The following is a 1,713-nucleotide window of genomic DNA, read 5'->3' as shown; positions in this document are numbered from 1 at the left end:
CCCCTCCAAGGCGAGGCCGACCGCGTCCGCGGACAGCATCATCGACCCGAGCACCGCGACCTCTGCCTCCAGGTCGCGGGCCGCCTGCGTCTCCGGGTCCGGGGTGCTCATCGGCCCGCCCGCAGGTCGTCGCCCTCCAGCACCACAACGGTGGCGCCGTCAGCCAGGCGGGAGGTGATCCGCTCGCCCAGCTTCTCGTCGAGGTCGTCCAAGTTGGAGGTGATGATGGTCGGGCGGTTGTGGGCCCACCGGGTGTCGATGACGGGAAGCAGCAGTTCGCGCGTCCAGTCGTTGATCCGGAAGCTGCCGAGGTCGTCCAGCGCCAGCACGTCGGCCTGACGCATGGCCGCCAGGCGCTCACGGTCTGCGGGAGGGCCGACGATCTCCTGCCATTCGGCCTGCGACAGCATCAGGACCTCGCCGCTGTAGCCGGCCTTGAGTGCGCGCTCCATGACCTCCCAGGAGGACCAGGTCTTGGCGACGCCGGTTGGGCCGAACAGCATCAGGTTGCCCGCCGTCTGGTCGAACAGCCGAGACCCCCACTGCGCGATGTCCTCGTGCAGTGCTGCGGAGTGCCGGAGCTTGGCCGGGCGCTTGGCCTTGAAGTCGGCGACGCGCTTGCGGCGCCGCTGCGCGTACCAATCCGCCAAGTCGTGCTCGTCGTTCATGCTGGATTCCTTCTTCCGAAGTTCTTCGCGCGCTCGTAGCCGCCGACGCGAGCGGGCAAGGGGGTGGGCTGCTGGGCGGTGGGACCGCCGGCCGTGGGCCTTGTGGCGTCACCCCGGTAGCCGCGGGACTTGACCTCCAACCGGCCGTACTGCTTGCGGAACGTTGGCATCGAGTGGATGTTCTTGATCCAGAACCCGTCCCGCTGGCTCCAGTCCAGGACCGCGATGGCTTCCTGGAGGTCGATGCCGTCCCTGTCGAGCAGGAGCCGCGCCGACTTGCGCCAGGCATCCGGGACGGCGGTGGGCCGCTGACGGATCTCGTTCTTCTCCAGCCAGGAGAGGAGCCGGTTGCACAGCGCCTCGACGTCGGCCCGGCAGGGGGCGTCGGTCGTCTGGGGAGTGGACGAAGAAGATGTTTCTCTTCTGTAGTTCTTCGTAGAAGAACTACTAGCGCGGCCAATTTGGCCACTGGTCAATTTGGCCACTGGCTGCGACCTGGGAATGTCCGTTTTCTCCTGCTCCCCTACCGGCCAATCTGGCCACAGGTCAACTTGGCCACTGGCCAATCTGGCCGGTAGGGATTCCTGCTGGTCAGATCCACTGGCCAATTTGGCCACTGGCCGATCTGGCCCCTTGGATTCATCCCTACCGGACAGATTGGCTGGTAGGGATGCGCCGGGATTCAAACGAAGGCGATCGGCCAGGCGATGCCCCTTGTCGTCGAATCGCCGACGTCGTGCGATGAACCCGTCCCCCTCCAACTGCTCCAGGTGCCGGCGGACGGAGCGGCTGGACAGCATCGCGTCCACCGCAACCTCCTCCTGGCTGGTCGTGCACTCCCACACGTCGTCCACCCGGCGCGCGAGGCACATCAGGACGATCCGTGCCCCCGGGTTGTTGGCGATCGTCTGAGCCCACGCCCAGTCGATCGCCTCCTGGTTCAGGCTCACCGGCCGCCCAGAGTCCTGGGCGGCGCTGGCGAGCATGTGGTCTTCCACCTGGACGGGTTCTCCTTGGTACTTGTGCTGCTGGTTCGGGCCTACGG

General features: G+C 66.9%; 2 protein-coding genes. Both read right to left on the bottom strand.

The features are described 5' to 3' along the window. Positions 1-107: 107 nt before the first annotated feature. A complete protein-coding gene (locus tag BMX74_RS42690) occupies positions 108-668 on the bottom strand; it encodes an ATP-binding protein (RefSeq protein ID WP_091106201.1) in 561 nt (186 codons plus the stop codon). Then, the coding region (locus BMX74_RS42685) for a helix-turn-helix domain-containing protein (RefSeq protein ID WP_218154282.1) at positions 665-1,713 on the bottom strand (1,049 nt) is incomplete at its 5' end. The genes BMX74_RS42690 and BMX74_RS42685, both read right to left, overlap by 4 nt.

The sequence above is a fragment of the Nonomuraea pusilla genome, assembly GCF_900109355.1.
Lineage (GTDB): Bacteria > Actinomycetota > Actinomycetes > Streptosporangiales > Streptosporangiaceae > Nonomuraea > Nonomuraea pusilla.
The sequence above is the reverse complement of the archived record's forward strand: the minus strand, read 5'-3'. Positions and strand labels throughout refer to the sequence as shown.

Coding starts and splice junctions, on each gene's coding strand:
- BMX74_RS42690 (WP_091106201.1), bottom strand. CDS start 668: ATGAACGACGAGCACGACTTGGCGGATTGGTACGCGCAGCGGCGCCGC.